Annotated in this window: 5 protein-coding genes; 2 read left to right on the plus strand and 3 right to left on the minus strand. The window is 53.6% G+C overall.

Translation table 11 applies throughout. From position 1 onward, the window contains the following. From AXE65_RS04495 to AXE65_RS04505, 3 genes are all read right to left on the minus strand, one after another. Positions 1 to 190, minus strand: a 190-nt coding sequence (locus tag AXE65_RS04495; RefSeq protein WP_153015384.1) for a hypothetical protein, incomplete at its 3' end; no start/stop codon positions are given. Then, positions 183 to 578, minus strand: coding sequence for a hypothetical protein (locus AXE65_RS04500; protein ID WP_068388701.1), 396 nt, complete (start codon positions 576 to 578; stop codon positions 183 to 185). The genes AXE65_RS04495 and AXE65_RS04500, both read right to left, overlap by 8 nt. Beyond that, on the minus strand, positions 571 to 795 hold the full coding sequence (locus tag AXE65_RS04505; protein ID WP_068388707.1) for a transcriptional regulator: 225 nt from the start codon (positions 793 to 795) through the stop codon (positions 571 to 573). The genes AXE65_RS04500 and AXE65_RS04505 overlap by 8 nt, the downstream gene beginning before the upstream one ends. A 113-nt stretch (positions 796 to 908) precedes the next feature. On the opposite strand from AXE65_RS04505, the gene AXE65_RS04510 reads away from it, so the two are divergent. Next, on the plus strand, positions 909 to 1,625 hold the full coding sequence (locus AXE65_RS04510; RefSeq protein WP_068388704.1) for an XRE family transcriptional regulator: 717 nt from the start codon (positions 909 to 911) through the stop codon (positions 1,623 to 1,625). 143 nt (positions 1,626 to 1,768) lie between these two features. After that, positions 1,769 to 1,973 (plus strand): hypothetical protein (locus AXE65_RS04515; RefSeq protein ID WP_153015385.1); only part of this gene is annotated, 205 nt, incomplete at its 3' end.

Consider the following 1,973-nt stretch of genomic DNA (forward strand, 5'->3'; position numbering starts at 1 on the left):
CGATAGAGTCTTTTTTAAAAGACGCACTCTCGCGCCCTTGCTGCTCGACCACCTCGCGCAGCGAGGGCGCGTTAAGCCAATTCCAAAACCTCTTGACAAGGCGTTTTTTCCACGTTGGAGCCGCGCGGACAGCATCACGCAGCCAACGGACAGCATCGCGCAGCCAGATGCGCGGGTTAAGGTTAGGCATGATCGGCCTCCTGTTGGGGTTGTGGTTGTGCGGCGGGAATATCGACCCACGGCAAATCCCGCCATTTCGCTTTAAACCGCTCAAATTCTTGTTGAGACTGCTCGCGAGCGGTCTCGCTGCGCCAATACGCGCAAGGATTCAGCAAAGGCGTGCCTTTAAAGCCCGGTGCATCAACAATCGCCACGGCGGCAAAAAGGCTTTTATCCTCATGGGAGCGCTGAAATATCGCCCATTTGTCGGCGGTAATCGCCACATAAAACCAGTCACATTTCCAGTCACACTTGACCTGCTCGGCACCGATAAAAAACAGCCCCTTAGACCCGCCGAACACAACGGCACCAGGCAAATGAGCGGCTACGGTTTGATCGTTGTTTAAGCCGTTAGGCATGGGTGTTCTCCTGTTGGGGCTGTGGTTGTTCGCCGAAAATATCGGGACGCAGCTCGTAGCGCGAAACGCCGGTTAGCGCCTCAATCGCCAGCACGCGGGTTGCGGGGACGACGCCGCAAGCGTTCATTCGCTGAACCGCTTGGTGGGTGCAGCCGAGCAACCTGGCTAACGCAGACTGCCCGCCGACCCGTTTACAAGCTTTAGTGATAGCCTTCATGCAAACCTTCCGAAAATCCTGCATCTGCTGCAACGAAAGATTACAGATATTTTTTTATGTGTGCAACCCGTTATTGTAGTGAGACGTGCAACAACTCGTTGTAGACTGTAGTCATGGACACACTAGCTAAGCGGCTTGCGCGGGCGCGCGAGAGCAAAGGACTGAATCAATCAGAGCTTGCCCGAGCACTTGGGCTTTCCCCGCAAGCGATACAGAACTGGGAAGGCGGCAAGTCAAACCCGCGCGGCTCGCGGTTAAATGATGTCGCCTCTGTCTTGGGGATCACTGTTCAGTACCTTGTAACGGGAGATGATGCGCCAGCCCCCGCACGCAGTGTTGAGACAAATGCAACATTGCTTGCACCGATCTCCCCGTGGTGCAGTGATACCCCCGTTGACGGCAGTGAAGTAGTTGTTCCCCTCTTGGAAGAAGTTGAGTTAGCCTTGGGCAAAGGTGCAGTAGTGGCAGAGTATTACAGCAGCACAAAGGGGATCCGCTTCAGTCGCGAAATACTGCATAGACACCACGTATTGCCCAATGATGCGGTGTGTTTCAAGGCCATTGGCAACAGCATGGAACCTGTATTGCCAGATGGCAGCGTTATCGGCGTAAACAAGGGCAGCACCAACATAATCGACGGCAAAATATACGCGCTTAGTCACGGCGACCTTTTGCGCGTAAAAATACTCTACCGAATGCCCAGCGGCGGCTTGCGCATGCGCAGCTACAACGCCGAAGAGCACCCCGACGAAGAATACACAGGGGCGCAAATACAGGAGCAATCGATAAAAATAATCGGGCGCGTTTTTTGGTATTCCGTCATGCTGTAGCAAGGTTTTATTGTAATTCATTGACTTCCCTACAAAAAATGGGAGGTCATTTTTTTAGGAAAAATTACAACAAAGGCTTGCTGGGTGCAACTTTATATTGTAAATTACCTTCCATCCCCACACGGACAGAAGGCACCACAACCATGAAAACAGACGTCGTAAGCATCGGCGAAGAAAGCTACCAGATCATCGCCAGCAATATGCACAGCGGGCGCGTCATCAACAGAACCATCCGCCGCAGCGACGCCATAGAACTCCTGGCGTACTACCACCAATACCGCGCGATGCAGCAAAAAGACCCCAGCGCGATGCACAGGGGGCTTATGGAAGGGACGGGGAACCGCCTGC

Origin of the sequence: Ventosimonas gracilis (genome assembly GCF_001580025.1) — a bacterium.
Classification (GTDB): Bacteria; Pseudomonadota; Gammaproteobacteria; order Pseudomonadales; family Pseudomonadaceae; genus Ventosimonas; species Ventosimonas gracilis.

Bases quoted from the DNA above. Each gene is read 5' to 3' on its own strand.
- AXE65_RS04500 (WP_068388701.1), bottom strand. From the start codon at position 578: ATGCCTAACGGCTTAAACAACGATCAAACCGTAGCCGCTCATTTGCCT.
- AXE65_RS04505 (WP_068388707.1), bottom strand. From the start codon at position 795: ATGAAGGCTATCACTAAAGCTTGTAAACGGGTCGGCGGGCAGTCTGCG.
- AXE65_RS04510 (WP_068388704.1), top strand. From the start codon at position 909: ATGGACACACTAGCTAAGCGGCTTGCGCGGGCGCGCGAGAGCAAAGGA.